Genomic DNA, 25,578 nt, shown 5'->3' on the forward strand with positions numbered 1-25,578 from the left:
TTTAGGGGTTGTGTAAACATTAACTAAACAACTATACTGATTATAGTAAACGTTTACAGTCAAAAATAAAGGAGAAAACGAAATGAAGTTTATTGATAAATTAGCCGAAAAGATGGTGCCTTTTGCTCAGATCATTGCCAACAACAAATACTTGTTAAGTCTTCGTGATGGGTTTATGGTCGCTTTTCCTGCAACAATGTTTGCGTCAATTATGATTATTATTCAAAATCTGCCTGCTACTTTCGGACTCTCGGAAAAACTTCCAGAGGGATTCATCACGTTTCTAAACGACTTTTTTGGTCCTATCGGAAATGCGACCATGAGTATCACCGCTATTTTCGTTGTTTTTGGGATCGGCTATCAGTTGGCTGGCAAGTATGGACAAGCCAAATTATTTGCGGGTGCCATCTCACTGTCTTCGTTTTTGATGCTGCTGCCTTTTGGCTCATCCGAAGAGTTAGGTACAGTGATCCCCTTGTCGAAATTAGGGGCTGAGGGAATGTTTGTCGGAATCATCACGGCCATTATCGCTACGCAGATCTATTGCAAAATCAGTGCGGCTGGGCTGACGATCAAAATGCCAGATTCGGTTCCGCCAATGATCGCAGAATCCTTTGTCGCCATCATTCCTGGGGCGGCACCGTTGTTCCTTTTCAATTTGATCCGCTACTTGTTCACCTTTACTTCATGGGGCAATGCCGTTGACTTCGTTTATGAGATTTTGCAAAAACCATTGATGGGCTTAGGCGGTACGTTGCCAGCAGTACTGATCGCCGTCTTGTTCACCCAATTCTTCTGGTGGTTTGGGATTCACGGAACACTAGTGGTCAATGCGGTGATCGATCCAATCATGAATGCGTTAGCGATCGAAAACTATGAAGCTTACAAAGCAGGGGCGGAACAACTGCCCCATATCATTAACACTACGTTTATGGGCGTGTTCGTCAATCAAGGAATGCAGCTGGGGATCTCGATTACGATGGCCTTCTTTATCGCTCGTTCGATTCGGATGAAAAAATTAATGAAGACGGTGATCGCTCCATCTGTTTTCAACGTATCTGAACCGATGACCTTTGGTTTGCCGATCGTCTTGAACCCGATCGCTTTTGTCCCATGGATCTTAGCGCCATTAGCCAGTACGACGATTTCTTACTTTGCGATCGCCGCAGGCTTGGTGCCACGACCAATTGGAGCAACGGTGGTTTGGACGACCCCTGTTTTCTTATCTGGTTGGTTAGGCACGGGTTCTGTTGCCGGCGCAATCTTACAGTTAGTGACGGTTGCCGTAATGACCTTGATCTGGGTGCCATTCTTGATCGTAATGGATCGCGGGTACTTAAAAGAAGAAAAAGCAGAAGCGGCATTAAATGAACAAGCGGCATCTGAAACGATCAATCAAAGGGTAGAAGAAAGATAAGCCCAGAAACGGAAAGGAATGCAATACGCGCACCCTTTAGAAAGGAATTTGTGATGAGAACCGATACATTGTCTTGCAGTTATCAAATGAATACGACACCTACGGACTTTTCCCGTGTGTTATTGGCGGAACAAGAGAAATTCTTTCTAGCCAAACAAGCCCAAGAACCGTTCGGGGAAGGCTGCCGTATTGAAACGATGATCCAAACCAAAACCGCCCCGCGGTTGGTACCTGCCGTCATGACGGTCAAAAAAATTGCCGCGGATGAGCTGTGGCTTCGTACGACCCATGAAGAAGGAGTGATCGATCAACGGTACAGTTTTGCTCCAGGACGAAAAGGGAAGCTGCAAGTCACGTATTCGGAACAAAGCCGTTTTGCGCAGCAGAAAACAACCTACAGTTTTATGCTGGCGGCGCTGTTTTACAAATTCTTTTTCAATCGCGGCGTCAAAAAACGCTTGCGTTATCTTGAAGCAGCTTGTCAACGAGCAGGGACAAATGAAAAAAATGGGGAAAATTGAGGATAGCAATGATAGAAATTAGGAATGAACAACTCTTTCACTTATACAATGAAAAAATCAGTTATATCATAAATGTGTTACCAAATCAGCAACTGGGTCATGTCTATTTTGGGCCATCTCTAGGCACACTGGCGCCGTTTGATCAAGCGTACCTTGAGAAAAAAGAGAATAAATCGGCAGGAACCGTCAAATTTTTTGAAGCAGACAATCTTTTTACCTTGGCGGACCGTTTTCAAGAATTGCCAACGTATGGGACTTCTGATTTTCGAGAAGGGGCAGTGTCGGTTTTTGAGGAAGAAACCCCTCTTTATGTGGATTTTAAACTTGTGGCTTTTCACTGTTTTGAGGGCAAAGAACGAAAGCTGGCGCAACCAGCCAGCTTTGCTTCTGCTGATGAAAGCCAAAGCATCGTCTTTGAATTAGTAGATCAAGAGCGGCAGCTGGAAATGGCGATCACCTATACGATCTTCAAAGGATCAGGAACCATCACGCGGCAGCAAACACTGACCAATACGGGGAGCAAGCCGAGAACCATCCAGCGCTTTTTGAGTGGTGTCTTGGAACTGAAAAATCGCGATTTTGAACTGCTGCATCTTTCAGGCGCATGGCTGAAAGAACGGCATATCAAAACGGTCCCTTTGACCCAAGGGACGATCAGTGTCGGCTCGTTAAAAGGAGCGTCTGGTCATCAGCACAATCCTTTTGTCGCCTTAAAAGAACAGCAAGCCACCAATGACACTGGTCACGTCTATGGTGCCAACCTGATTTATTCGGGCAACTTTTTAGCGCAAGCGGAAATGGATGAGTGGGACAACGTTCGATTGATGTTGGGGATACATCCTGAGCATTTCAGCTGGCAGCTTTCACAAGGAGAAACTTTTGAAGCCCCAGAATGTCTCTTCACCTTCACCGCTGCTGGTCTGAATGGCTTGAGTCAAGAATCCGCCCAATTTATCGAAAAGCATGTGATTGCCCCTTATTGGCAAAAGCGGCAGCGACCGATCGTCTTTAATAATTGGGAAGCGACTTATTTTGATTTTAATGAAGAAAAGCTGTTGACCTTAGCCCAAGAAAGCAAGGCGTTAGGGATGGAGTGCTTTGTGCTTGACGATGGTTGGTTTGGAAAACGCAACGACGACCGCAGTTCATTAGGCGATTGGGTGGCGGACCCTGCCAAATTTCCAAAAGGAATCGGGTCTTTTGCTGAGAAAATTCATGCCATGCAGCTGCAACTGGGGATTTGGTTTGAACCAGAAATGGTTTCGCCAGATAGTCAGTTGTACCAAGAGCATCCTGAGTGGGTAGTCAAGCATCCTTATGAGCGGATCTCTGTGGGGCGCGGACAATACGTGTTGGATTTTGCCAATCCAGCAGTGGTCGAGGCGATTTTCGAAGCGATGCAAAAAGTGATCCTTGAAACCAAGCTAGATTACATCAAATGGGATATGAACCGCAATATCACTGAAGCTTACTCTCCCTATTTAGCGGAACAGGGAATTTCTCAGACGGAGTTTTATCATCGCTACATTTTAGGTCTTTATCGCTTATATGAAAAAATCTTAGCTGCGTTTCCGACCCTTTTGATCGAAGGCTGTGCTGGCGGCGGGGGCAGATACGATTTAGGGATCTTATTTTACAGTCCGCAGATTTGGCCTAGTGATGATAGTGATGCAGTGGAACGTTTAGCCATCCAAAGCGGAACGTTGTTAGGGTATCCTTTGTCCTCCTTCAGCAATCACGTGTCGGCGGCACCAAACCACCAAGTCGGCCGGGCAACGTCTTTAGCCTTTCGGCAAACCGTCGCAATGTTTGGGCCTTTGGGGTATGAACTCGATCTCTTTCACTTGTCTGAAACCGAAAAGCAGGCGATCAAATCCCAAATCGTCTTTTATAAAAAACAGCGGCAATTGCTGACCTTTGGCACTTTTTACCAGCTGCAGCAGTTGGACCATGCCAATGAAACGACTTGGGCAGTGTATGACCCACAAAACGAAGAAGCATTGATTGCTTTCTTTCGCGTGCTGGCACAAGCCAATCCGACGGCGGAAGACTTTTTGCCCGCAGCCTTTCTTAATGCCCAACAGGTGTATCAGGTCAATGGCGAAACTGTCTCTGGTCAGCTGTTAAGGCAATTAGGGTTGCGTAAACCCTATCAGTTTAATGCCGTCAACCATGGAACAGCGCAAGTCACTGGCGATTTTCAATCATTTGTCTACCAGTTACAAGCCAAAAAAGGAGTAGAATGATGAGCAATCAATTGTTTGATCAGCAGTTTATGCATGGCGGGGATTACAACCCCGATCAATGGCTGGCTTATCCAGAAATCTTGCAAAAGGATCTTGCCTACATGCAGCAAGCCCATGTCAACACCGTCACATTAGGGGTGTTTGCTTGGAGTGCCTTAGAGCCGCAAGAAGGCGTTTATCAGTTTGACTGGTTGGATCGAGTGTTTGATCAGATCCATGGCATCGGCGGCAAAGTCATTTTGGCCACTCCTAGCGGTGGGCGGCCTCAATGGCTAAGCCAAAAGTATCCTGAAGTCAATCGGACCAACGCCCAAGGACAAAAACATACCCATGGGTTTCGCCACAATCACTGTTACTCTTCACCGATCTATCGGGAAAAGGTGACGCAAATCAATCAGCAGTTGGCAAAACGTTACGGCAAGCATCCGGCATTAGCCATGTGGCATATCTCCAATGAGTACTCTGGGGAATGCTTTTGCTCCTATTGTCAGGAAAACTGGCGCAGCTGGCTGCAAAAAAAATATGGTGATTTAGCCACGTTGAATCATGCCTGGTGGACTTCTTTTTGGGGCGGTACTTACTCCGATTGGTCGCAGGTTTTACCGCCTTCACCTTTAGGGGAACACAAAGTGCATGGCATGGATCTTGATTGGAAACGATTTGTCACAGATAGGACGATCGATTTTTATTTGCATGAATGTGCGCCGATCCGTCAGCTGACACCGGACATTCCTGTGACGACGAATTTTATGGCGGAAGGACATGCTACCCAAGATTTTATTCCTTTAGAAGGCATTGACTACAGCAAGTTCGCTCGTCATGTGGACATCGTTAGCTGGGATAGTTACCCTGATTGGAACAACAACTTTGAATCCTTGGCAGCGACAGCGATGAAATCCGCCTATGTACATGATCAATACTGGTCATTGAAGAAACAGCCCTTTTTAGTGATGGAATGCACGCCGAGTTTTGTTAACTGGCATTCCTTTAATAAAGCGAAAAAGCCTGGTGTCCATCAGTTGAGTGCCATGCAGCAGATCGCTCACGGCTCAGATAGTACCTTGTATTTTCAATGGCGCCAATCCCGCGGCAATTCAGAAAAATTCCATGGAGCAGTCGTGGGACATGATGATTCCACGGAGAATCGGGTCTTCAAAGAAGTTGCGGCTTACGGCAAGCGCTTGGAAAAAATCAAAGAGATTCAAGGAACCACAAGAAAAAAAGCAGTGGCGATCCTTTTTGATTGGGAAAGCAACTGGGCATTGAAGCGAGGCGGCGGGTTTGGTCGACCAACCAGACGGTATCCGCAAACGTTGCAGGAGCATTATCGTTATTTCTGGGAACAAGACATCGCTGTCGATATTTTGACGCCAGAGCAAGATTTTTCTGACTATCAGTTGGTGATCGCTCCAATGCTTTACTTGATGACATCAGAGACGATGGCAAAACTTTGCCACTACACGGAAGCTGGTGGTACCTTGATTTCCAGTTACTTTAGCGGCATGGTCAATGAAACCGACTTGTTGTATCTGGGGGGCTTGCCACAGCCGTTGCGAGCATTATTAGGCATCAACGTGCTGGAGCTAGAAACTCTTTTTGACACTGAAAACAATCAAGTGGTTTTTCAAGGACAGCCCTTTGAAACACGGGACTATTCTGCAATCATCGAAGCCGAATCAGCGGAGGTACTAGGGGAGTATCAAGCGGATTTTTACCAAGGAACACCTGCGATCACCAAAAATGCCTTTGGTGCAGGCACCGCCTACTATCTGGCGGCTCGCACCAACTATGACTTTTTCGAACAGTTTTATGCCTCTTTGGTCCGTGAGCTGTCCTTGGCAGAGGAAAGGATCGCGCATGCCAATCCTGCAGTTTCGATCCAAGGCAGGATCAGTCCAGAACGAACGTACTTTTTCATCATGAATTTTTCTGAGAAAGAGCAGACACTATACTTGATCAAAGAAGTCGTTGATTTAGAGACCAATCAAGCAGTCCCTCAAACAGCAACCTTGGCGCCGTATGAAGTGCGAGTGGTTTATTTTAACAATTAGCTGACCATTGGAAAAAACGTCCCTTTCGATAAATGCAGAAAGGGACGTTTTTTTGATGAATGGTTTATCAGAAATCATTCTGGATCGGATGCTTGGTGCTTTTTCATCCATTGAGGCAATGCGGCACTGATTTGTGTCGGCAAAACGACATAGTGCTCTTTTGCCAATGCTTCGCCAATCAGGCTATGGAGATAGACAGCCGCTTGGATCGTTTCCTCTGCTTTTTCAAACTGTGCCAAAAAGCTGGTGATCATGCCTGCCAGTGTATCCCCCATGCCGCCGGTCGCCATTGCGGGTGTTCCGAGGGGATTTTGGGCGATGCTGCTGCCGTAAATTTGTGTGCGATGGCTTTTTAAGACTACCAGACTTCCGAGTTTTTGTTGGGCTTGCTGGTTGTTTTCTTCGGTCTGGTCGGCAATTGCCAGTCCGCTGAGCCGTTGCCATTCCATCTGATGCGGCGTGAAGACGACTTGTTCAGGAAAGGGGATGATCAGCGGATATTTGGCAGCCAAATTGATCGCCGAACCATCGATCACCAACCATTGGTGTTCTTTTTGGGCAGAAACGATCCGCTGCAGCAGATCAAAATTGCTTTTTCCTTCGCCTAATCCAGGACCAATCAGTAGGACGTCTGCCGATTCGGTGACCGTATCGATCAGTTCTGTTTGCTGCCAATCGACAAACATCGCTTCAGGCAAGCGGGCGTGCAGGGCGGTTCGGTTGACGCCATCGGAGATCACGGTGGTCAAACCAGTTCCCCCATACACACAGGCTTGCGCAGCCATTAAGATCGCCCCACCGAATTGGCGGTTGCCCCCTACTAAAACGGCTCGGCCAAAAGTGCCTTTGTGGCTTTTTGTCGGGCGCTGTTGGATCACTTTGGATAAAATTGCAGAATCAAGTTGCTCCATGCAATGACTCCTTTCGTTAATCAAAATCGAGTTATATTTATTATACCTGTTTCCTAGAAATTTCATAGAAAAGACCCATGGAAAAAGGCGCAATTTTTTTTCCTTTTTTGGTTTAAGAGTGTTATCATAAATAGCGAGAACAGAAATGGAGGGAACACTATGACAATCGATTGGAAAAAAGAGGTCGAAGCCCGCAAAGACGATTTGCTGAACGACTTGATTGATCTATTGAAAGTGAAAAGTGAAAGAGAAGATGATAAAGCGACTGCGGATGCGCCATTTGGTCCTGGACCTCGTGATGCGTTGCTACACATGTTAGCTTATGGCGAACGTGATGGCTTCACAGTCAAAAACGTCGATAACTACGCTGGTCACATCGAATTTGGTGAAGGAGACGAAACATTAGGGATCTTCGGCCACATGGATGTTGTCCCTGCCGGTGACGGCTGGTCAACCGATCCTTATGACCCAGTCATCAATGACAACAAAATCTATGCTCGTGGTTCTTCTGATGATAAAGGTCCTTCAATGGCTGCCTATTATGGGATGAAGATCATCAAAGAATTGGGCTTGCCATTATCGAAAAAAATCCGTTTTGTCGTTGGTTCTGATGAAGAAAGCGGCTGGGCAGATATGGATTACTACTTTGAGCATGAAGAAAAGCCTGATTTTGGCTTCTCACCAGATGCCAATTTCCCAATCATCAATGGAGAAAAAGGAAATGTGACCTTAGGGATCCATTTCCAAGGCAACAATGAAGGAGACTTCACGCTGCAAAGCTTTGCTGCTGGCTTGCGAGAAAATATGGTACCAGGAACGGCAACAGCAAGCTTCATTGCTCCATCAACAGAAGAAGCATTAGCGATCGAAAAAGCCTTCTTCGATTACGTTGAAGCCAATCCAGTGACGGGGACGATTGAAACAGAAAATGAACAAGTGACGATCGAATTAGTCGGTAAAGGTGCTCATGGTGCCAGCCCACAATCAGGAATCAATGCGGGGACTTTCTTAGCAGTCTTCTTAGATAACTATGCCTTTGGCGGCGGCGCAAAACAATTCATCCATGCAGCAGCAGCCTATGTCCATGAAGATTTCTACGGTGAAAAATTAGGTGTGGCGTACGAAGACGAAAAAATGGGTAAATTGACAATGAATGCTGGCTTGTTTGCTTTCAAAGCGAACCAAGCAGGAACGCAAGCAGACAACTTTATCGCATTGAACTTCCGTTATCCTAAAGGCGTAACTGCGGAAGGACTTGAAATCGGTGTGGAACGCACCGTCGGTATGGAAGGGGCAACCGTTACCCGCAATGACCGCAACATGGAACCTCACTACGTGCCAGCAGATGATCCATTGGTAGAAACTTTATTGGCGGTTTATGAAGAACATACCGGCGAAAAAGGCTTCGAACAAATCATCGGCGGCGGCACATACGGTCGTCTATTGAAACGCGGCGTTGCTTATGGCGCAATGTTCCCTGGCTATGTCGACACCATGCACCAAGCCAATGAATTCATGAGCTTGGATGACCTATTCAACGCAGCGGTGATCTATGCAGATGCTATCTACCGTTTGGCGAAATAAAGAGAGATTGATTGGGTCTGTTCACTCGCTAAATAAATACAATTGAACGTTTCGTGCGGCATTCTCGTATCTTTTTCATGTGAGAGAATGCCGCACTTTTTTAGTATGGAACAGGGGGATGAGTAGTAAAAAACACCTCATAGTGATGAGGTGTAGAAGCAATCAGTCTTTACATTTTTTCTTTAGGATTGCGTCAGTGAGGATTTCTGAAAAATCTAAATGCATAGTTCGTCCTAGTTTATCCGCCCATTGAGGAATCGCCAGTTTTTTCTCGACGAAGGTTTGATTCTCTAAATATTCTGAAACATCAACAAGGACCATCGATAGAAATGATTTTTCTTTGTCGTAATCGAATTCAAAATCTAAATCGTCTATAAACGGATTATTCGCTTCCAGTGATAAACAATTAATGGGGGTAGAGAGCGGAATCTCCCGATTATTTTCAATACAATCTGCCAAAACGATTCCGAGCCAATCGGATGCCATGAATAAAGCATCGGCGATGTCTAAGCCTTGAGTGCCGACTTGCTCAGGAAAATCAGGAAAAGAAATAAAATACTTCACTTCGCTTTCGTCTGTATCGGTGTAATAAAACAATGCAGGGTAACTTGCTAACATAGTGTACAACTCCTTTTTCGCGATTCTCTACAGATCTGATTGCAATGGTAGCGCTCTTATTTTTCACTAGTACCTAGTAGTCTTAAGCAAGAGTTGTTGCTTTTTTTATTGTACCAGTGTCATAAATACTGAACAATAGGCAATATTTTTTTAAGAGGAGAGTATCAATTCAGAAATTCTGATGATTGAAAGAACATCATCTTTTGTGGTAATTTAAAAATCTTTGTGTCTATTATTAATGAAAATGTTATATTTTGTTATTGACATCAAATCATCCGAATGATTTACTTTTTGTAAGGAGTTGAAAAGTGATGCCTGATTTAGTGAAATTCATTTTGGTTATTCTGGCGATTTGGGTGGTTTATCAAGTATTTACGACGATTTTATTTACCCTTTCCCAAAAAGCAGTTGCCAAACGAATCAAAAGCGGGAAGCTGTCTGATCAGCAGTTGGCGAATTTGTACCACGCTGTAGCACGAGCAAATCAAGGAAGCAATTTCCAAGCGATTTTCTCTTATGGGCTCTTTTACCGCAGCCATGCAAAGCAAAGTGATGCGGTCTATGAACTGTATCGCGCAGAAATGGCGAAAAGAAATCTGCTGTAACCAACTGTGAAGCAGCTGCTTTCGAGAATATTGCTCGAAGTAGCAAAAAAGCCTAGGTCCTGCACAACAAGTGCAGAACCTAGGCTTTTTTGGTATTTACTGGGCAGCAAGCTGTAACAGATAAACACAGCTCCTTGCTACAGCTATTTCTTGTCTTTGCTGCTTTTTTGATCCATGCCTGCACCGATCGCTACCCCTAGTGCGATGCCTAAACCCATGCCTAATGCTAGATTGTCAAAAAACAGCATCCCAAACGCAGCACCTAATGCCATTCCGACACCGATCCCCAGTCCCATATTGTTAGAAGCGGCTTCCTTTTCTTCAGACGTTTGCGGCGGTTTTTTCGTCATTGTGAAAAACCCCTTTCTTTTTAGTGTAGAGGGGTTTCGTTTGGATGACAAATATTCGAACTGCTGCTCAGTGATATGCATCAGGAGAGTGCAACCGCTAAGTATAGCAAACGGGTTGAACCATTGGTCTATCTTCCGCCGGGCAAATAGTTACGCTCGGGGTTGTAGCGGCGAATGATCTTATTTTCAGCGAGTACGTGCTCATAATAATAAACAGGCGCATCCTTAGTCTCTAGTCGAAAAACAAAGACGAGCGGAACCTTTAAGACGGAATAGCGCGCGGGGATCGCAATATACGATTTTTGATTGCGCTCCATCGTCAGTGCGAATTCATCAAACAAAAGCGCCACTGGTGTGGGAAAGTTTACCAATTCATAATAGTGTTTTTCAAATGCATAGGTTTCTTGTTTTGCATAAGCGATTTTTGCAGCTGGCATACACATTCACCTCACTTGAATTATACGAACATTTGTTCTGCTTGTAAAGTGAAAAATCACCGAGCGAGGAAAAAGGAGGCGTTCTCTATGAAAAAGATGTTTTGCTAACAAGAAATTTGCTACACTAGAGAAAAGAAGGAATCAAAAGGAGCAGATACCATGGATTACGAACGTTTCACACGATTACAGGCACGCTTTGCCGATGAAAAACTGCTGACCAAAGAAGGGGTCTATCGGTTGCGTTTGTCAGGGAAGGCGCAGTTCGAACTAGCCTTTATCAAAATCGGACCCTGTGGCGAGTCTGTCTACCAGCCGCTGATCAAGGGCACTTTTGCTGAAAAAGAAGCAATCCCTACCTATTTGCTGGATCTTGCGGCGCAGCCTATGTCGCAAATCAGTCAGCGAACCTCCGAAAATGAAGCAGTGTTAGATAAAGCGTTAGTAGCATTAATGGAAAAATGTGAGCAGGCAGTTGCCGTCAACGAAGCCGCACAAGAAGCCGCACGTTAATTAGCATGACAAAGATACAAGAGCCGCCTGAACCTGATTTTTTACACTAAGCAAAAAACGATCCTGACAAGATTCCTTGCCAAAGATCGTTTTTTATTTTCCCGTGGAAATTAGTGTCCTCATTCACCGAAGTGGTCTGAGAAGCCTTGTTGCTTCATAAAGGCAGCGACATCTGGACGTCGCGGTTCACGGAAAAATTCCGTCATTTTCGTTTGCCAATTGGTTTGCTGTTGATTGCTGCTGCGCTGTGCATAATAGGCTTCTGTCGTTTGGTTGTACTGAGCTGTTTGCTCCTGCGTCAGCGGTTGATACTGATCGACACTTACGATCGCTTCTTGGGGCAAGCGGACTTTCGGCTCATTTCTGTGTTGCGGATAGCCGATCGTTAAACCGAATAACGGAAACGTCAATTTTGGTAAGCCGACAAGTTCTGCGATACGAGGCAAATCATTGCGGATGCCGCCGATGTAACAAATTCCTAAGTCTTGTGCTTCAGCGTAAGCTACCATATTTTGGGCAGCGATGGTCGTATCAACGACAGACACTATAAATGGTTCCATCGTGGTTAAGTGGGTATCAGGCACCCCTGCTTGGGTCAGCAGCTGCTGGTGTTTATGTAAGTCGGCGACAAAAAGATAGAAGACGCCCGTTCGAGTGATGTAATTTGGGGCACCGGCAATTTCTTCGATGGCAGCCAGTTTTTCAGGATCACTGACCTCAATGATCGAATAGGCTTGAACAAAGTTCGAACTGGAACCGCTCTGGGCAACCGTTACTAATTTTTGCTTGAGTTCCTTTGATAGTGGCCGGGGTTGAAAATCTCGGACAGAGCTATGGCGGGTAAAAGTATCAAAAAGATCCATCGTTTTTCCTCCTGTAACGTACAAATTTCTTTCTTCCTTAGTGTAACAGAAAAAAAGGAATGGGAACAAAAAGAATGTTTTCAAAAAATTTTCAAATTGATGTTTTATAGTTGCCAAGCACAAAAGTTTCCGTTATGATAATGATACATTCTTATTATTATTCCTTAGGGGAGTAACCGGTGGCGCAAGCTGCGATAATATCAACAGTAAGTAAGCTGGCGACAGCTTTCTGGTATTATTTGAAATGGTGAGACCTAAGACAAGCGTATACTTGTCTTAGGTCTCTTTTTTTCTAGCAGAGTGCCTAAGGAAAATAAAATTAAAAGGGGCAAAAAAATTGGCGAAAGAAATGTATCAAAAAGAAATCTCGGAAATTATGGCAGAGGTCCAGAGTAGTCCAGAGGGGTTGACGCAGCAAGAGGCAGCCAAGCGGTTAGAAAATGGCTTGAACCAGCTGAAGGAAGCACCTAAGAAATCTAGCTTTGCCTTATTCTTAGATACCTTCAAAGATGCGATGGTGATCGTCTTGCTGATCGTGGCAATCATCCAAATGGTTATGGGTGCCCACGTTGAGTCGATCGTTATCTTCGCAGTACTCTTGTTGAATTCCGTCGTCAGTGTGATTCAAACGAAAAAAGCCGAAGGGTCGTTAGACGCTTTGAAAAGCTTGTCGGCACCAGATGCAAACGTCATTCGGGATGGCAAAGAACAAAGTGTGCTGGCGAAAGAATTGGTTGTCGGCGATATCGTTATTTTAGAAGCTGGGGACTATGTACCAGCAGATGGTCGATTGATCGAAGAGGGTTCTTTGAAGGTCGATGAAGGAATGCTGACTGGGGAATCAACGCCAGCGGAAAAAGAATTAGGTGAGATCGATCGTACCGCACCGATCGGCGACCGTGACAACATGGTCTTCAGTGGAACGATCGTCACTTATGGACGTGGTCGGTTTATCGTAACTGCGACTGGTAATGTGACGGAAATCGGTCAAGTGGCTGGCTTATTGGAAAGTACAGTTGAACACAAAACACCATTGCAAAGAGGATTAGACAGCTTCAGTAAAAAACTGAGCTTGGCGATCTTAGTCCTTTCATTGATTATTTTAGGGGTTCAAGTCGCACGGTTGTTCTTAGGTGACGGAACAGGTGATATGACACAAGACTTAGTCAACGCCTTTATGTTTGCGGTAGCCGTAGCCGTTGCAGCGATTCCAGAAGCCTTGCAATCGATCGTGACGATCGTTCTTTCGATCGGAACAAAACAAATGGCGAAGCGTCATGCCATCATTCGAAAACTACCAGCGGTTGAGACATTGGGTTCAACGAGTATCGTTTGTACCGATAAGACCGGGACTTTGACCCAAAACAAAATGACCGTTGTTGACTACTATTTACCAAATGGGCAAACGGGCACGTTCTCCGATGAGCCAACTACCTGGACATTGCCTGAAAAACGCTTAGTAGAGATCAGTGTCTTGGCCAATGATGCTGCCATCAGTGAAGATGGGGCGAAGCTAGGAGACCCTACTGAAATTGCTTTTCTGGATTACAGTGAGAAACTAAATCAGCCTTATCGGGCGATTCGTCAACAGTTTCCTCGTTTGCAAGAATTGCCTTTCGATTCTGATCGTAAATTGATGTCTACCTTACATGAGATCGATGGCGAACATTTATTGTTGACCAAAGGTGGGCCAGACATCGTCTTTGGGCGCAGTACCAAAGTCTTGATCGATGATCAAGTCGTGCCTTTAACAGATGAAATCAAGCAGAAATTACAACATCAAAACGAAGAATTCTCAAAACGGGCATTACGGGTCTTGGCGTTTGCTTACCGTCCATTGACCGATGCCCAATCACGAGAATTGACACTTGAAGATGAAAACGAGCTGATTTTGGTTGGTTTGATGGCGATGATCGATCCTCCTCGTAAAGAAGTCAAACAAGCCGTAGCGGATGCTAAATCTGCTGGTATCAAAACAGTAATGATCACAGGGGACCACAAAACGACAGCCGTGGCGATCGCACAAGAGATCGGTATTTCAGCCGAGGGCGACTTAGCCTTGACCGGTACGGAATTGGATGCTCTTTCTGAAACCGAACTAGCGGATCAATTAGACAAAATCACAGTCTATGCTCGTGTTTCGCCAGAAAACAAAATCCGTATCGTGCGGGCTTGGCAAGACAAAGGCAAGATCTCTGCCATGACCGGGGATGGGGTCAATGATGCACCCGCCTTGAAACAAGCGGATATCGGGATCGCAATGGGAACCGGAACGGACGTTGCCAAAGACGCAGCGGCGATGGTCTTGACGGATGACAACTTTGCCTCGATCATTCGTGCCGTAGAAGTTGGCCGAAACGTCTTTGACAACATCAAAAAAGCTATTTCGTATTTGTTTGCTGGAAACTTAGGTGCGATCATTGCGATCGTCTTTGCCTTAGTGATGGGTTGGGACAATCCATTTACTGCCTTGCAGCTGCTCTTTATCAACCTAGTCAACGACTCATTACCAGCGATTGCTCTAGGAATGGAAAAAGCCGAACCAACGATCATGCAGCGCCAGCCAAGAGATCCAAATGCTGGTATCTTCACTGGAAAAACATTGATCTCAGTAACGTATCGTGGTATTTTGATTGCCGCTGTCGTGATTTTGGCACAATGGTTAGGAATGAACCAATCACCTGAATTAGGTGTTGCGATGGCCTTCTCAACACTTATCTGGAGCCGAACATTGCAAACATTACCAGCACGCTCAAACACTGAGACTGCTTGGCAAGCTGGCCTTTTTGCCAATAAAATGGTATGGTTGGCGATCGTCGTTTGTGGTGGACTATACAGCATTACCTTGATTCCTGGCATCCGTGAAGTCTTTGCGATTCCAGCAACCTTCACTTTAGGACATGTCGGTCTATGTATCGCAATGGCTGCTGTGGCAGTTGTTTTGATGGAAATCACGAAACTGATTATTATTGCCGTTCAAAAACGTCAAGGAAACGCCTAAAGCAAAAAACGTATCGATCGATTGATCGATACGTTTTTTTGTCGTTTATCCTCACTGCTTAGTTGATTTTTTTCAGCTGACTGATTTGGGCAGCGACTTGCTTCAAGAAGGCTTCTTGACCAGCCGGCTGTTCTTGGCTGTAAAGGTAGGCTTCGTATTGCTGCGTCAAGCGGATAAAATCACCATGGAACAGTGGATAGAATGCTTCGAGTCGTTGGGCATAATCGATCAACGGCTCCGCCTCGTTACGGTACAGAACTTTCGTCGTTTGCCGTAAAAACAAAGGATAGGCAGCAACTAGCGGCTGTTTGGTAAAGCGGCAGATCAACCATAAATGAATACGGAAAAACGAATGGCGGAAATAGAAAAGTAGGCCAAGTCCTAGGATAGCTAAGCCTCCAAAGAAGCCATTGCGCAGCGTTTGTTTCAACTCCTCAGTCAACCAAACGTCATCGGTAACCGCGGCTGTTGCAGAACTGCTGGTCGTGGTTTCGCTGCTTTCTGTTTCCCTGCTGCTCGATGGTGTTGTTTCGCTGCTAGCGGTCGGTGTTTCTTCGGAGCTAGTAGATTCTTGAGTCAACACGGGACGATCTGGATTTTGGAAACTAGGGGTCGGTTCAAAAGGTACCCAACCGTAGCCGTCAAAGTAGACTTCCACCCATGAGTGGGCATTCAAGTTGCGAACGGTATAGGTAGTAATGCCGTTTTCTGTTGCAGGAGATCCAGGAGAAAAGCCTTTTGCCCAGCGAGCAGGGATCTCTAAACTCCGTAGTAGCACGACCATTGCCGTGGAAAAATTGTCGCAGTAGCCGACTTGTGATTCAAATAAAAATTGATCAACATAATCTTGCTCTTCTGCAGGCACGACGGCATCGGTTTTGGAATAGCGGAATACGAGCGGATCTTTCAAATAGCTTTCAACCGCCGTGACTTGATCAAACAGACTGTTGCTGTCAGCGGTGATCTCAGCTGCGAGATCTCGTACCCGCTGCGGCAAAGAATCGGGTAACTGGATATAATCGATCGGAGAATCCGGATAGATCAAAGGCAGATTTTGGAGATTTTCTGCGGCAAAATCTGGATGGTCCCAATCGAGGGTCAAGGTGGTGTCTGGGAGTGGATCAATGAGATCGACCCGCTGGATGGCGTCGCTGATCTGAAAACCGCGAGCACCGTTTTCAAGGGACAACGTGCTGCGTCCATAGGGCAATGGGACATAGTCTCCATGGTTTTGAAATTGGACCCGAACAGACTCGTTCTCAAGATAGGCTTGCTGATAGCTTTGATCCGCGATCGTGACAGCCTCTGCTTCTAAGCGAGCCTCTTCGCGGCTCGTACTGATCCAGCCCTTACCAGAATAAAAATCTTTGCTTTCCACCCGCCAGTAATGCGGGGTTTCTTGTTGCGCTTCAAATAAAATCGTCGCATCATCCAGTAGTGGTCCGCCTAATTGACGGTCGTTTTCACTGAATCCAGTGCGAGAGCCGCTGGGCGTGCCATGTTCTTCAATAAATTGATAAAAACCCAGCTGATTCAGATTTGTCCGTACAGGCGTGGAACGGGCTGCCAACTGTTCCCGCAGGCTCGTTTGCGGCAAGTAGACAGCAGTGACGGCTAATCCACCAATCAATAGCATCACAGCGAACCAGGGAGCGATCGTTTGACTGGATTGAAAGACGCTGCGCTGGATCAGTGAAGAAGCCAAGGCACAAAGAAAAATACCCATCAAATGCCACGTCAGATCAAATTGATTAAAAATCACGACTGTTAGCAAGTAGCCGATCATGGTAGCGTAAATCAAGAAAAAGCGTTGATATGCGATCGGTAAGATCGCTAAAAACAAAACCCAACTAACGATCAATGTCACCGCCGCCAGTTCGGTGATATAGCCGACTTCACCGCTGAGGATCTCTTGAAAGGCACGGTGCAGGTCTAGCCAAAAACGCAGCAGCCAATCAAAAGAAAAGGCAGTCCCATAAGGAAAGATCCGATACAAGACGATCAGCCAAGCGGCTGCCAGCAAAGGCAAACTGTAACGGACTTTCGGCACCACGGTCAAAATCAAACAGACACTAAAGGCATAAGTTAAAAGGGTGAACTGATTGCCAAGGTCATAAACTGCGATAAACGGCAAGATCACCAGTGATAGACTGAGAAAGGTCAGAAGACCAATCAGCGCTTTCTTAATAAATCTCATCCTACCGCCTCCTCAAGTTTATTCAACTGCCTCATTAAATCAGCGTAGGTAAACACTTGGCAGCTGTTTTTTGCTTCCAACTGACTGAGGTAGTCTTCCAGTTGTGGGGTAAAAACCGGGGTAATGAAGACAAGATGGCTGCCAGTCAAAAGCGGTACCCCTTCAGGAACTTTCTCGAAGGGAAGGATCTGGGCATAGGCAGCGGCATCCGTTTGGTAAGGAGAAGTCAATCCGTCACCAATCAAGAGCGGCTGAAAAAGTCGTTGATTTTGCGAGAAATGGTGGATCGAATAAAACAGTGTCAAAGTCTCTTCAAAAGCAGGATGATCTTCTCCCCAAAAGAGCAGAACGATGTCTTGTTCTTCTTCATGTTCTCGTTCGCGATAGATCAATTCCTGTTGTTTGCTGGATAATTTCCAATCGATATTTTTTAAGGAATCCCCTAACTGGTATTGACGGAACTGTCGAATAGAAAAATTGGGTTCTCCGTGGGTTTGGCTGCGGACTTGCTGTTTAAAAAATGGCAGCAGGGTAACGGCTTCTGGCGCCAATTTAGGCAGGATCAAAATCGATTGTTTCGCAACTGCAGCGTAGCTTTTTTCAAAAAAGCCAAAGAGATCATGGCTGTACAATTGAACGGGCAATTCTTCATAGATGCCTCGCTCCTTTGGGGTCCAAGGCAGCTGCAGCCGAATCAGATTGCCTCGATAAAAGGCGCTGTGATGACTTTCCTTGAAACGATCGTCAAACTGTAAGGTGAAATCGACCAGCGGCAGCAGCGTCGGGCGATACTTGAAGACTTGCAGCGGTAAGGTGATCGCTGTGTGTGTTTCAGCTTGGATCGATTCTTCTAAAATGATTTGAACCTTCTTGAGGGAGGGGAGCAAGAATACTGCATCAAGCAACAATAACAAAGTCAGTAAAAACCAAAGGCTCCAGCCAGCATTATTATTGAAGATCACACAGTAAGCCAGCAGCAGAAAATAGGCAGCGCTAAACAACAGGAGGCGCAGCAGGCGTTCAAGCTTCTTTTTCTTCATCGCTATCTCCTCGTTGGGACAGGCACTCGTTGGATCATCTGTTTCATCAAGTCTGAAAGGGTCTCCGTGCTGGCATGAACGCCACCTTTCAGTAATAAACGATGACCGAAGACTGCTGGTAAAATTCGCTGCAAGTCTTGCGGCGTGACAAAGGTCCGACCTTCCGTCAATGCTAACGCTTTGGCCCCTTTTAAGAAGGCGATCCCACCACGAGGGCTGATACCAAGGTCAATGGCATTATGCTGACGGCTCGCTTGAACCAGCTGCAATGCGTAACGGGCGACCCGCTCATCGACATACACGTCATCGACCATCGCTTTTAAAGCGGTCACTTCATCAGCATGTAAAATGGTTTGGATCTGATCCAAGCTTTGCTGTCGTTTTCCAGTCAAGAGGGCGAGCTCATCTTGAAAATCTGGGTAACCGATATGCAGGCGGAACAAAAAACGATCCAATTGGGCTTCAGGCAAAGGATACGTTCCTTCATACTCGATTGGATTTTGCGTGGCTAAAACAAAAAAGTGGGGACTCAATGGGTACGTTTGATTGTCGATGGTGACATGATTTTCTGACATGGCTTCTAAGAGTGAGGCTTGCGTCCTTGGTGTGGTTCGGTTGATCTCATCTGCCAAGAGGACGGAGGTGAAGATCGGGCCAGGACGAAACTCGAACTGGTGGCTTTGGGAATTAAAAATCGACACACCTAACACATCGTTAGGTAAAAGGTCTGGGGTAAACTGTACCCGTTTGTAGTCACTTTGAATGGCTTTGGCTAACGATTTGACCAACATCGTTTTCCCAACACCAGGGATATCTTCGAATAAAACGTGTCCGCCAGCAAGCAGCGCAGCCACGGTAAATTGGATCACATCTCGTTTGCCTAAAATCACTTTTTCCACTTCTGCGATCAAGGCATCTATTTTTTGTAATTCAGCGGTCATCTGATAACCTCCCTACGTTCGTTTCTTCCATTGTAACGGTTTTCTAGGACTGTCGCAATTTTCGTGTAACAATTAAAGAAAATTTCAAGAATATTCAAAAAAGAGAAATCCTTTCTGCGGATTTGCGAAAGAAAAACAAAAAACTTCCGAAGCGTTTCCTCGGAAGTTTGCGTTTGATAGAACAGAAGCGACTAGAAGGTGTGGTGCAAGAGGTCAGCGGCGATCTGGTCCGCCTGCCGTAAATTCCAAGCATCGGTTCCTGGCTGAGCAGTGGCAGCCGTCAGCCAGTGGATGCCTTCTGTGGGAATCCCAAAACAATAGAGGGTAGGGTAAGGGCGGTCATCTGGTCCAAGGATCTGATTGGTCTCAGGATCGATGGCGATCGCACCCGTCTCAAAAGGCACCTCATTGGGGATCGCCAACTGGTGCGGGTGAATAATCCGATCGTTTAGCAGTTGCCGCAACAAGGAATTGTTGGTTCGACGAATCGCTGTCGATGGAATGCGAGCCTCAATTAGTTGCGTCGCGTGATAGCGTGTGTCGTCAAATCGCTTTGAATACGTACAGTAAGCCTCCTCGATCTCAACGGTCATGTCAGGACCTAGTAAGGTCACCACTCCCGCTTCCATCAATGCCACCAGTTCCTGAAGGCGCCTAACTGGCGGACCGATCGATAAAAAGCTGTTCAAGGGAACGAAAGACTGCCAAAAGAGTGTTTTCAAGTCTTGTACTGGCATTAGCTGATGATCGAGAACAAACCGAATCGGGTCCCGCAGGTCTTTGAAGACTTCCAAGGCACTGCTGATAGGTCCTGTTAGATTGCCTTTTTCGGCATCTTGGATTTGGGTACGTAATAGTGCAATGAAAAAGTCTTGCAACGACTGTTGCTTTTTCTGAGCAAAGGGGTCGGCTAGTTGTTGCCATGACCACCACTCCGTCGTAGGAAGCTGCCATTTTTTCAGCAAGTCTTCAGATCCTTCAGAGGCAACAAAGGCGGCGGTAAAAGCGGCAAGCTGATCTTTGTCCAGCAGCTGTTTTTCTAAAAGCAGCGTCTGATAATAGACGAGTTCTGCCTCTTTTTTTAAATAGAAGAGCAGGGTCTTGCCAGCAACCGTTTTGGCTGCTTGCCAAGCAGCGAGGCGTTCAGGGGTCAAAAAAACGGGCTTTCGCTGCTGCGTCGGTGTTTTTTGATTGCGGCCACGAGGATGATACGGGACACCCCGACGAGAACCTGCGATGATTTGTGGTTCTTCACCAGAAGGTTGATAGACGAGGGATCCATTGACTTTGACGAAGGTGCCGCCCCGACCGCTGGTCAAGCGGGTGACGTAATCGTAAAAGGCAAGTCCTAGTCCCCGTAAAATCACAGGTTCGCCAGCTTTCACCGCCGTTAGATCCGTATCTGCCGCATTGGCTGGCGGTGCATAAAACCAGCCATTATTTTCTGCGGCCGCCGCCAATCGTTGTTCTGCTGCTGACAGTTGGGCTTGTGAATGGCCTGTAGCTAAGACGACGGCATCAACAAGAAATGTGTGGTGAGCCGTCGTCAACTGGTAGCGATTTTTGGAAAGATGGGTCAAGGAGCTGACACTGTCTGACAGATGGTTGACGGTAATGGATTCAGGCAGCTCTTTTAATAGCTGCTGATAAAACCACTGCTGATAGAGGCCATATAACGCCCGCGAGCAATGCCCGTTAGGATCAAGTGAATCAAGTGCTGTGCATTCCGCAACGAGCTCAGGAGCATGCGTGGCTGCGAAATGTTTCCCTTCTGTCACTGCCCATTCGTATAAGGTAGGTCCTTTGACCACGGGACCGCCGGTGCTTAATGTGTCATCCGTGAAAAGGGTGACTTGACTGGTTACAGAATTCAATAGCAGATCCGCCGATTGGTCCGTGCGCCAAACTGCCCCAGGAAGAAAGGGATCAAACAGCAGCAAGTCGATGGCTTGTTTGTTTTGTTTGCTATGAGCGATCAGTCGTTCTGAAAGTGAAAGTCCACGAGGACCAGCACCAATGATAGCTATTTTCATATCACACCGCCTCAATTATTCTATGGTCTTTGTGTCATCAACGGGCTAAGTCAAAAGGTGTCTTGCGGAAAATAAGCCAGTGCATGCCTAGCACCATGGCTTCCTCGATAGCATCGATATAATGGAAAGCAGGCTGATTGGGTTGTTGCTGCAGCAATGGATTTTTTTGGATCGCGTCTAAGAGATCGGTTTTTACTGCATCACTGCTGGCTAAAATAATACAGTGGGGGGCAAAAGCTGCATTGTAAAATGGCAGTAAGCTTGTCAGGCGCTGAACCAAAGCCGTGCGGTCTTGCGGTGCCCCTTGGTCCAAGTAGCCGGGCAAAAATTTTGCCTCTCCCGCTAGGGCATCTTTTCCTTCTAAAAGCGCACCATTGACCAGGAGCGTGATACCAGGCATGCTTTTTTCGGGATTGTACATGCCGACGATGGTTTGCTGCAAAGAGATCTGTTGGGCGATGCAATAGCCGATCGTTAAAATATGGGCATCGTTTTGACAGTAGAAGGGCAGTGCAGTGACCTCTGCCACGAGAGCTGCCAGCTGCCAGCCATTGAATTTTTCATACCAGCTGGAAGTCACGGTTCCTCCACTGATTTTTCCTGGTAAAAAGAGGGCGATCTGTTCCACAGAGGGAAATAATGCTAGCTCGTTCGTTACACATTCTTGAAAGCGATGAGGGGCAACATCAGGAAACGGCTGGTCGTGTTTTGCCAAAACCTTCCCCTTGCGGTCGATCAGCATGGACCAAAGAGCCAAGGAACCATCGTGATCAATAAAGCTAAGCAAAAGAGAATGGCCTCGGTCTTGGTTGAGCTGATAGGTCACAGCAGGCCGCCCTAGCTCTTTTTGCTCCAGCGGACCTTTAGTGATTTCTTCCTCTGCCAACAATTCTTTTAATAATGAGTTAGTGGTGACCATGCTGATGCCGGTTTTCTTTACTAAATCGGAGGCGAATAATGCCCCGTTTTGAAATAAGGTTTTTAAAACCAGCTGTTTGTTTTGCTGGCGAATGGAATGGGTGGTAGAAGCCATAGGTGTTCTCCTTAATGAAGTGATTTAATTAAGTATACCGATGGGATGAAACGATGTAAAGTTTTTAAAAGACTGACTTGACGGAAAACTTGAAAATAAGTATACTTAATTAACAATGTTAATTAAGTGATTCGCCATAAAGAGGACACGAGGTAGAGGGGAAGAGAAACGTATGATCAAATTAGTCATCACAGATTTAGACGGCACATTTTTGAACAGCCAAGGCAGTTTTGATCGGCCTTATTATGAACAAGTCAGCCAACAAATGAAAGAAGCGGGTGTTGCTTTTGCTGCGTGTACCGGCAAACAGTGTGAACGAGTGGAAGAACTGTTTGGTGAAGCAGCAGCGGATGTTTGGATTCTTGGGGATAGCGCGACCCGCATCAAACATCAAGGCGAATACATCTTTGAATCACTGCTGCCAAACGAATTAGGGCGACGGATCATTGCGAAGCTCGCTGCGATTGCGCAAGATCATGTGATCATCGCCTGTACACCGACTGCGGCGTACATTGCCGAAACGACCAATGAAGCAGATGCCCAGAAAGTTCGCGGCTCTTATCGGGTGGTCAAAACGGTGGCGGACTATCAAACCATCACCGAAGATTTTGTGAAGCTCACTATTTTTGATCCCAAACTACGTTGCTTTGAGCATGTCCAACAGTTAGGTGAGTTTACAAACGACGCCTACATCGTGGCTTCGGAAGCCGCTTGGATCGATATCACCAATCAAGGCGTCCACAAAGGAACGACTGTGGCACACTTGCAAGAATTGCTGCACGTCACACCAGAAGAGACAATGGTTTTCGGCGATGGCTTGAACGATTTGGAGTTGATGGCAGCTGGCACGTTTAGTTTCGCCATGAGCAATGCCTTTGAGGAAGTCAAGGCAGCGGCAGCGTTTGTGACCAAGTCAAACGATGAAAATGGCGTGCTGAAAACCATCGAACGTCTGTTACCGCTACAAATGAACCAATAAAAAAACCGCTCCCTAGCAGGGATAGCACGTACTTTCATTTGACTGAAAGTAGAGTGCTGCCTGTTGCTAAGGAGCGGTTTTTTCGTTATGCATGTGGTTGACTGACGCTATAAGGATAGGCATCGGCTGACCACTCTTTGCTGCGAGGGACGATTCCTAGCTGGAAGTTCAATGTACCACCGGCAGTCAATTCTTGGTGGGTGAAAAACAATCGCTCGAAGGGTTCTTCGTTCAATGTGATTTTATCCACGAAGAGCTGTTGCGGCGCATTGGGCGTGCTCTTGATCACTAAGTCTTTGCCTGAAGCAAGATGTAGTGTTGCTTGATCAAATAATGGCATGCCGATGACATATTCCCCCGTCCCTGGTGTGACTGGATAAAAGCCCAAGGAGTTGAAAATGTACCAACCAGCCATGCTACCGTTGTCTTCATCGCCAGGAAAGCCTTTGGGCGAGTCATTGAAGCATTGTGTCAATAGCTGCTTGATCAAGGGCTGTGCCATTTCTGGTTTGCCCAAATAGCTGAATAGATACGGATAGTGGAAGCTTGGCTGATTGGAGATCGCCAGCTGACCAAAATCGAGTGCGGCCATCTCGCTCATTTCATGGATCTCAAAGCCGTAGCCTTCTGTCGTATAGCGAGGTTCTTGATTGCACAAGTCGATCAGTTTTGCTTCAAAGGCCGCTTTGCCGCCGTGTTCGGCGATCAAGCCAGCGAAATCATGGTAAACAGCAAAACTGCTTTGCCACGCACTGCCTTCTGCATAATCTAAGCCCCAGCGTATGTCACTGAATTCTGGACGAAAGGCACCATCGGGATCTTTTGCCCGCATAAAGCCAGTTTCCTGATCGAAAATGTTGCGGTAGTTTTGCGATTGCTGCTGATAATAGTCTGCTTGCTCGTCACCCAGCTGTTGCGCGACTTGTGAGATACAAAAATCACTGTAACAATAATCAAGGGTGTGATTGACCGATTCATGATGCGTCAATGGCACATACCCATAAGTCAAATAGTCCGTCGTGCCGCGCCGACCATAATTGGGATTTTCACTTTGGACGGTGGCGCCTTTTTTCATCGCTGCTAAAAATTCGGGCATCAAATCAGGACGAATGCCTTTTACTGCGGTATCAGCGATCACGGCATCGATCAGCGTCCCTGGCATCAATCCACGCTCATCTGGCGATAGCCATTTTGGTAAAAAGCCGCTTTCGCGATAACTGTTCAAAAAGCCTTCCAGCATGTCTTCCAATTGTTCGACAGCCAAGAGTGAAAAGAGCGGGTAGACAGTTTTATACGTATCCCAAAAGCCGTTGTTTGTATACAGTGGTCCTGGTTTGATTGCTTTTGCCAAGGTATCCCAATGCATTTTGCGGCCCTCTTGGTCGATTTCGAAGAAGGTTTGAGGAAACAAGAATAAGCGATAAAAATTATGATAAAAAGTAGAAACTTGTGTTTGATCGTGATGCTCGATCTCGATTTTTTGCAAAAAATGATTCCATTGCTGTTGGACAGAAGCCAGATAATCGGCAGGAGCCCATTGCTGTTCCCGTTGCAAGTTCAAACAAGCTTGTTCGCGACTGAGAAACGAGGTCGCAAAACGGATTGTTTGTGTTTGGCAAGCCCCAAAGCGGAGAACGACGAAGGCTTCTTTGCCTGTCAAGGCACCTTCGATCGCCGTGATGGGTGTTTCAAAACGATAGACGAAATGGAAGGTGAAGCGTTCATCTTCGCACCCTGAAAATACGATCAGTTGACCAGCCACTGTTTGTTCATCCACCTGTTCTAAGACGTAGTCACCCGGCAGTGACAAGCCAAGACCTGGCTGATCCCCGCAGTTTTCAATAGTCAGCACACCGCCATACATACTGGGGATCAAAGTCGTTGTTGTTAAATACCGCTGCGTCTTGATTTTAAGAAAGGCTGGATTAAAGGTGCTTTCTTCGGGACGATACGAGCTTTGCGCATGGAAAAGGGTATTTTCAGAAAGCGTGCCGTTTATCGGCAGCATCGTCAGATGGCTGAAATCTCCCATCCATGGGCTAGGCTGATGGGTGATGCGAAAGCCCTGAAAGGTTCGATCTTCTGGATGAAACCACCAACTGCCGCGTTGATCGCTGGTTTGCGGGGCAAAGTAGTTCATGCCAAAAGGAACCCCTGTATAAGGCAGGCAGTTGCCGTGGGAAAAACTATATTGGTTGTCTGTTCCGTGTCGTGTGTCGATCATTGATACGTTCACTTGGT

Annotated in this window: 20 protein-coding genes; 9 read left to right on the plus strand and 11 right to left on the minus strand. The window is 46.3% G+C overall.

What is annotated here, in order from left to right:
* The first annotated feature begins 82 nt into the window (after positions 1-82).
* The 4 genes from IGI77_RS05670 to IGI77_RS05685 are packed head-to-tail and all read left to right on the plus strand — an operon-like array spanning position 83 to position 6,235.
* The gene (locus IGI77_RS05670; protein WP_008379001.1) at positions 83-1,417 is read left to right on the plus strand and encodes a PTS sugar transporter subunit IIC; all 1,335 of its coding nucleotides are present in this window, start codon (positions 83-85) and stop codon (positions 1,415-1,417) included.
* A 53-nt stretch (positions 1,418-1,470) separates the two neighbouring features.
* Positions 1,471-1,938, plus strand: a complete 468-nt coding sequence (locus IGI77_RS05675; protein ID WP_015509293.1) for a hypothetical protein — start codon at positions 1,471-1,473, stop codon at positions 1,936-1,938.
* A gap of 8 nt (positions 1,939-1,946) precedes the next feature.
* Positions 1,947-4,184 carry an alpha-galactosidase gene (locus IGI77_RS05680; RefSeq protein ID WP_142967107.1) on the plus strand — a complete coding sequence of 746 codons (2,238 nt, stop codon included), beginning with the start codon at positions 1,947-1,949 and terminating at the stop codon, positions 4,182-4,184.
* Complete coding sequence (locus IGI77_RS05685; RefSeq protein WP_438769662.1) at positions 4,181-6,235, plus strand: beta-galactosidase; 2,055 nt, start codon at positions 4,181-4,183, stop codon at positions 6,233-6,235. The genes IGI77_RS05680 and IGI77_RS05685 overlap by 4 nt, the downstream gene beginning before the upstream one ends.
* Positions 6,236-6,309: 74 nt before the next feature.
* Here IGI77_RS05685 and IGI77_RS05690 read toward each other — a convergent pair whose 3' ends face one another.
* Positions 6,310-7,146, minus strand: coding sequence for an NAD(P)H-hydrate dehydratase (locus IGI77_RS05690; protein ID WP_438769663.1), 837 nt, complete (start codon positions 7,144-7,146; stop codon positions 6,310-6,312).
* Positions 7,147-7,305: 159 nt separating this feature from the next.
* On the opposite strand from IGI77_RS05690, the gene pepV reads away from it, so the two are divergent.
* Positions 7,306-8,730 (plus strand): dipeptidase PepV, encoded by a 1,425-nt coding sequence (pepV, locus tag IGI77_RS05695; protein WP_142967109.1) that lies wholly within the window; start codon positions 7,306-7,308, stop codon positions 8,728-8,730.
* Between the two features lie 162 nt (positions 8,731-8,892).
* Here pepV and IGI77_RS05700 read toward each other — a convergent pair whose 3' ends face one another.
* A complete protein-coding gene (locus IGI77_RS05700) occupies positions 8,893-9,348 on the minus strand; it encodes a type II toxin-antitoxin system HicB family antitoxin (RefSeq protein WP_081116579.1) in 456 nt (151 codons plus the stop codon).
* Between the two features lie 311 nt (positions 9,349-9,659).
* On the opposite strand from IGI77_RS05700, the gene IGI77_RS05705 reads away from it, so the two are divergent.
* On the plus strand, positions 9,660-9,953 hold the full coding sequence (locus IGI77_RS05705; RefSeq protein ID WP_438769665.1) for a hypothetical protein: 294 nt from the start codon (positions 9,660-9,662) through the stop codon (positions 9,951-9,953).
* 143 nt (positions 9,954-10,096) lie between these two features.
* Here IGI77_RS05705 and IGI77_RS05710 read toward each other — a convergent pair whose 3' ends face one another.
* Both IGI77_RS05710 and IGI77_RS05715 read right to left on the minus strand, forming a co-directional pair.
* Positions 10,097-10,303, minus strand: coding sequence for a hypothetical protein (locus IGI77_RS05710; RefSeq protein ID WP_015509297.1), 207 nt, complete (start codon positions 10,301-10,303; stop codon positions 10,097-10,099).
* 128 nt (positions 10,304-10,431) lie between these two features.
* Positions 10,432-10,740, minus strand: a complete 309-nt coding sequence (locus tag IGI77_RS05715; RefSeq protein WP_008378984.1) for a DUF5960 family protein — start codon at positions 10,738-10,740, stop codon at positions 10,432-10,434.
* A 159-nt stretch (positions 10,741-10,899) separates the two neighbouring features.
* Between IGI77_RS05715 and IGI77_RS05720 the strand changes: the two genes are divergently transcribed.
* Positions 10,900-11,250: a hypothetical protein gene (locus tag IGI77_RS05720; protein WP_438769666.1), complete on the plus strand. Its 351-nt coding sequence runs from the start codon at positions 10,900-10,902 to the stop codon at positions 11,248-11,250.
* 119 nt (positions 11,251-11,369) lie between these two features.
* Here the strand turns inward: IGI77_RS05720 and IGI77_RS05725 are convergent, their stop codons facing one another.
* Positions 11,370-12,113 carry an NADPH-dependent oxidoreductase gene (locus IGI77_RS05725; RefSeq protein ID WP_005225498.1) on the minus strand — a complete coding sequence of 248 codons (744 nt, stop codon included), beginning with the start codon at positions 12,111-12,113 and terminating at the stop codon, positions 11,370-11,372.
* A gap of 337 nt (positions 12,114-12,450) precedes the next feature.
* On the opposite strand from IGI77_RS05725, the gene IGI77_RS05730 reads away from it, so the two are divergent.
* Positions 12,451-15,114 carry a cation-translocating P-type ATPase gene (locus IGI77_RS05730; RefSeq protein ID WP_438769667.1) on the plus strand — a complete coding sequence of 888 codons (2,664 nt, stop codon included), beginning with the start codon at positions 12,451-12,453 and terminating at the stop codon, positions 15,112-15,114.
* A 58-nt stretch (positions 15,115-15,172) separates the two neighbouring features.
* On the opposite strand, the gene IGI77_RS05735 is transcribed toward IGI77_RS05730, so the two are convergent.
* The 5 genes from IGI77_RS05735 to IGI77_RS05755 all read right to left on the minus strand — a co-directional run bounded on the left by IGI77_RS05735 (position 15,173) and on the right by IGI77_RS05755 (position 22,358).
* On the minus strand, positions 15,173-17,311 hold the full coding sequence (locus IGI77_RS05735) for a transglutaminase-like domain-containing protein (RefSeq protein WP_438769668.1): 2,139 nt from the start codon (positions 17,309-17,311) through the stop codon (positions 15,173-15,175).
* A complete protein-coding gene (locus tag IGI77_RS05740; protein ID WP_167822982.1) occupies positions 17,308-18,351 on the minus strand; it encodes a DUF58 domain-containing protein in 1,044 nt (347 codons plus the stop codon). The genes IGI77_RS05735 and IGI77_RS05740 overlap by 4 nt, the downstream gene beginning before the upstream one ends.
* Positions 18,352-18,353: 2 nt before the next feature.
* On the minus strand, positions 18,354-19,292 hold the full coding sequence (locus IGI77_RS05745) for an AAA family ATPase (protein WP_005225502.1): 939 nt from the start codon (positions 19,290-19,292) through the stop codon (positions 18,354-18,356).
* Between the two features lie 191 nt (positions 19,293-19,483).
* Positions 19,484-21,325: an FAD/NAD(P)-binding protein gene (locus tag IGI77_RS05750; RefSeq protein WP_438769669.1), complete on the minus strand. Its 1,842-nt coding sequence runs from the start codon at positions 21,323-21,325 to the stop codon at positions 19,484-19,486.
* A gap of 37 nt (positions 21,326-21,362) precedes the next feature.
* Positions 21,363-22,358: an ROK family protein gene (locus tag IGI77_RS05755; RefSeq protein WP_005225505.1), complete on the minus strand. Its 996-nt coding sequence runs from the start codon at positions 22,356-22,358 to the stop codon at positions 21,363-21,365.
* Between the two features lie 172 nt (positions 22,359-22,530).
* Here IGI77_RS05755 and IGI77_RS05760 point away from each other — a divergent pair, with 172 nt between their 5' ends.
* Positions 22,531-23,337 carry a Cof-type HAD-IIB family hydrolase gene (locus IGI77_RS05760; RefSeq protein WP_159160308.1) on the plus strand — a complete coding sequence of 269 codons (807 nt, stop codon included), beginning with the start codon at positions 22,531-22,533 and terminating at the stop codon, positions 23,335-23,337.
* A gap of 85 nt (positions 23,338-23,422) precedes the next feature.
* On the opposite strand, the gene IGI77_RS05765 is transcribed toward IGI77_RS05760, so the two are convergent.
* The gene (locus tag IGI77_RS05765) at positions 23,423-25,573 is read right to left on the minus strand and encodes a GH92 family glycosyl hydrolase (protein ID WP_438769670.1); all 2,151 of its coding nucleotides are present in this window, start codon (positions 25,571-25,573) and stop codon (positions 23,423-23,425) included.
* Positions 25,574-25,578 lie beyond the last annotated feature (5 nt).

Source organism: Enterococcus sp. DIV0213h (assembly GCF_051711285.1).
GTDB classification, from domain to species: Bacteria; Bacillota; Bacilli; order Lactobacillales; family Enterococcaceae; genus Enterococcus_D; species Enterococcus_D casseliflavus.

Coding starts and splice junctions, on each gene's coding strand:
- IGI77_RS05670 (WP_008379001.1), top strand. CDS start 83: ATGAAGTTTATTGATAAATTAGCCGAAAAGATGGTGCCTTTTGCTCAG.
- IGI77_RS05675 (WP_015509293.1), top strand. CDS start 1,471: ATGAGAACCGATACATTGTCTTGCAGTTATCAAATGAATACGACACCT.
- IGI77_RS05680 (WP_142967107.1), top strand. CDS start 1,947: ATGATAGAAATTAGGAATGAACAACTCTTTCACTTATACAATGAAAAA.
- IGI77_RS05685 (WP_438769662.1), top strand. CDS start 4,181: ATGATGAGCAATCAATTGTTTGATCAGCAGTTTATGCATGGCGGGGAT.
- IGI77_RS05690 (WP_438769663.1), bottom strand. CDS start 7,146: ATGGAGCAACTTGATTCTGCAATTTTATCCAAAGTGATCCAACAGCGC.
- pepV (WP_142967109.1), top strand. CDS start 7,306: ATGACAATCGATTGGAAAAAAGAGGTCGAAGCCCGCAAAGACGATTTG.
- IGI77_RS05700 (WP_081116579.1), bottom strand. CDS start 9,348: ATGTTAGCAAGTTACCCTGCATTGTTTTATTACACCGATACAGACGAA.
- IGI77_RS05705 (WP_438769665.1), top strand. CDS start 9,660: ATGCCTGATTTAGTGAAATTCATTTTGGTTATTCTGGCGATTTGGGTG.
- IGI77_RS05710 (WP_015509297.1), bottom strand. CDS start 10,303: ATGACGAAAAAACCGCCGCAAACGTCTGAAGAAAAGGAAGCCGCTTCT.
- IGI77_RS05715 (WP_008378984.1), bottom strand. CDS start 10,740: ATGCCAGCTGCAAAAATCGCTTATGCAAAACAAGAAACCTATGCATTT.
- IGI77_RS05720 (WP_438769666.1), top strand. CDS start 10,900: ATGGATTACGAACGTTTCACACGATTACAGGCACGCTTTGCCGATGAA.
- IGI77_RS05725 (WP_005225498.1), bottom strand. CDS start 12,113: ATGGATCTTTTTGATACTTTTACCCGCCATAGCTCTGTCCGAGATTTT.
- IGI77_RS05735 (WP_438769668.1), bottom strand. CDS start 17,311: ATGAGATTTATTAAGAAAGCGCTGATTGGTCTTCTGACCTTTCTCAGT.
- IGI77_RS05740 (WP_167822982.1), bottom strand. CDS start 18,351: ATGAAGAAAAAGAAGCTTGAACGCCTGCTGCGCCTCCTGTTGTTTAGC.
- IGI77_RS05745 (WP_005225502.1), bottom strand. CDS start 19,292: ATGACCGCTGAATTACAAAAAATAGATGCCTTGATCGCAGAAGTGGAA.
- IGI77_RS05750 (WP_438769669.1), bottom strand. CDS start 21,325: ATGAAAATAGCTATCATTGGTGCTGGTCCTCGTGGACTTTCACTTTCA.
- IGI77_RS05755 (WP_005225505.1), bottom strand. CDS start 22,358: ATGGCTTCTACCACCCATTCCATTCGCCAGCAAAACAAACAGCTGGTT.
- IGI77_RS05760 (WP_159160308.1), top strand. CDS start 22,531: ATGATCAAATTAGTCATCACAGATTTAGACGGCACATTTTTGAACAGC.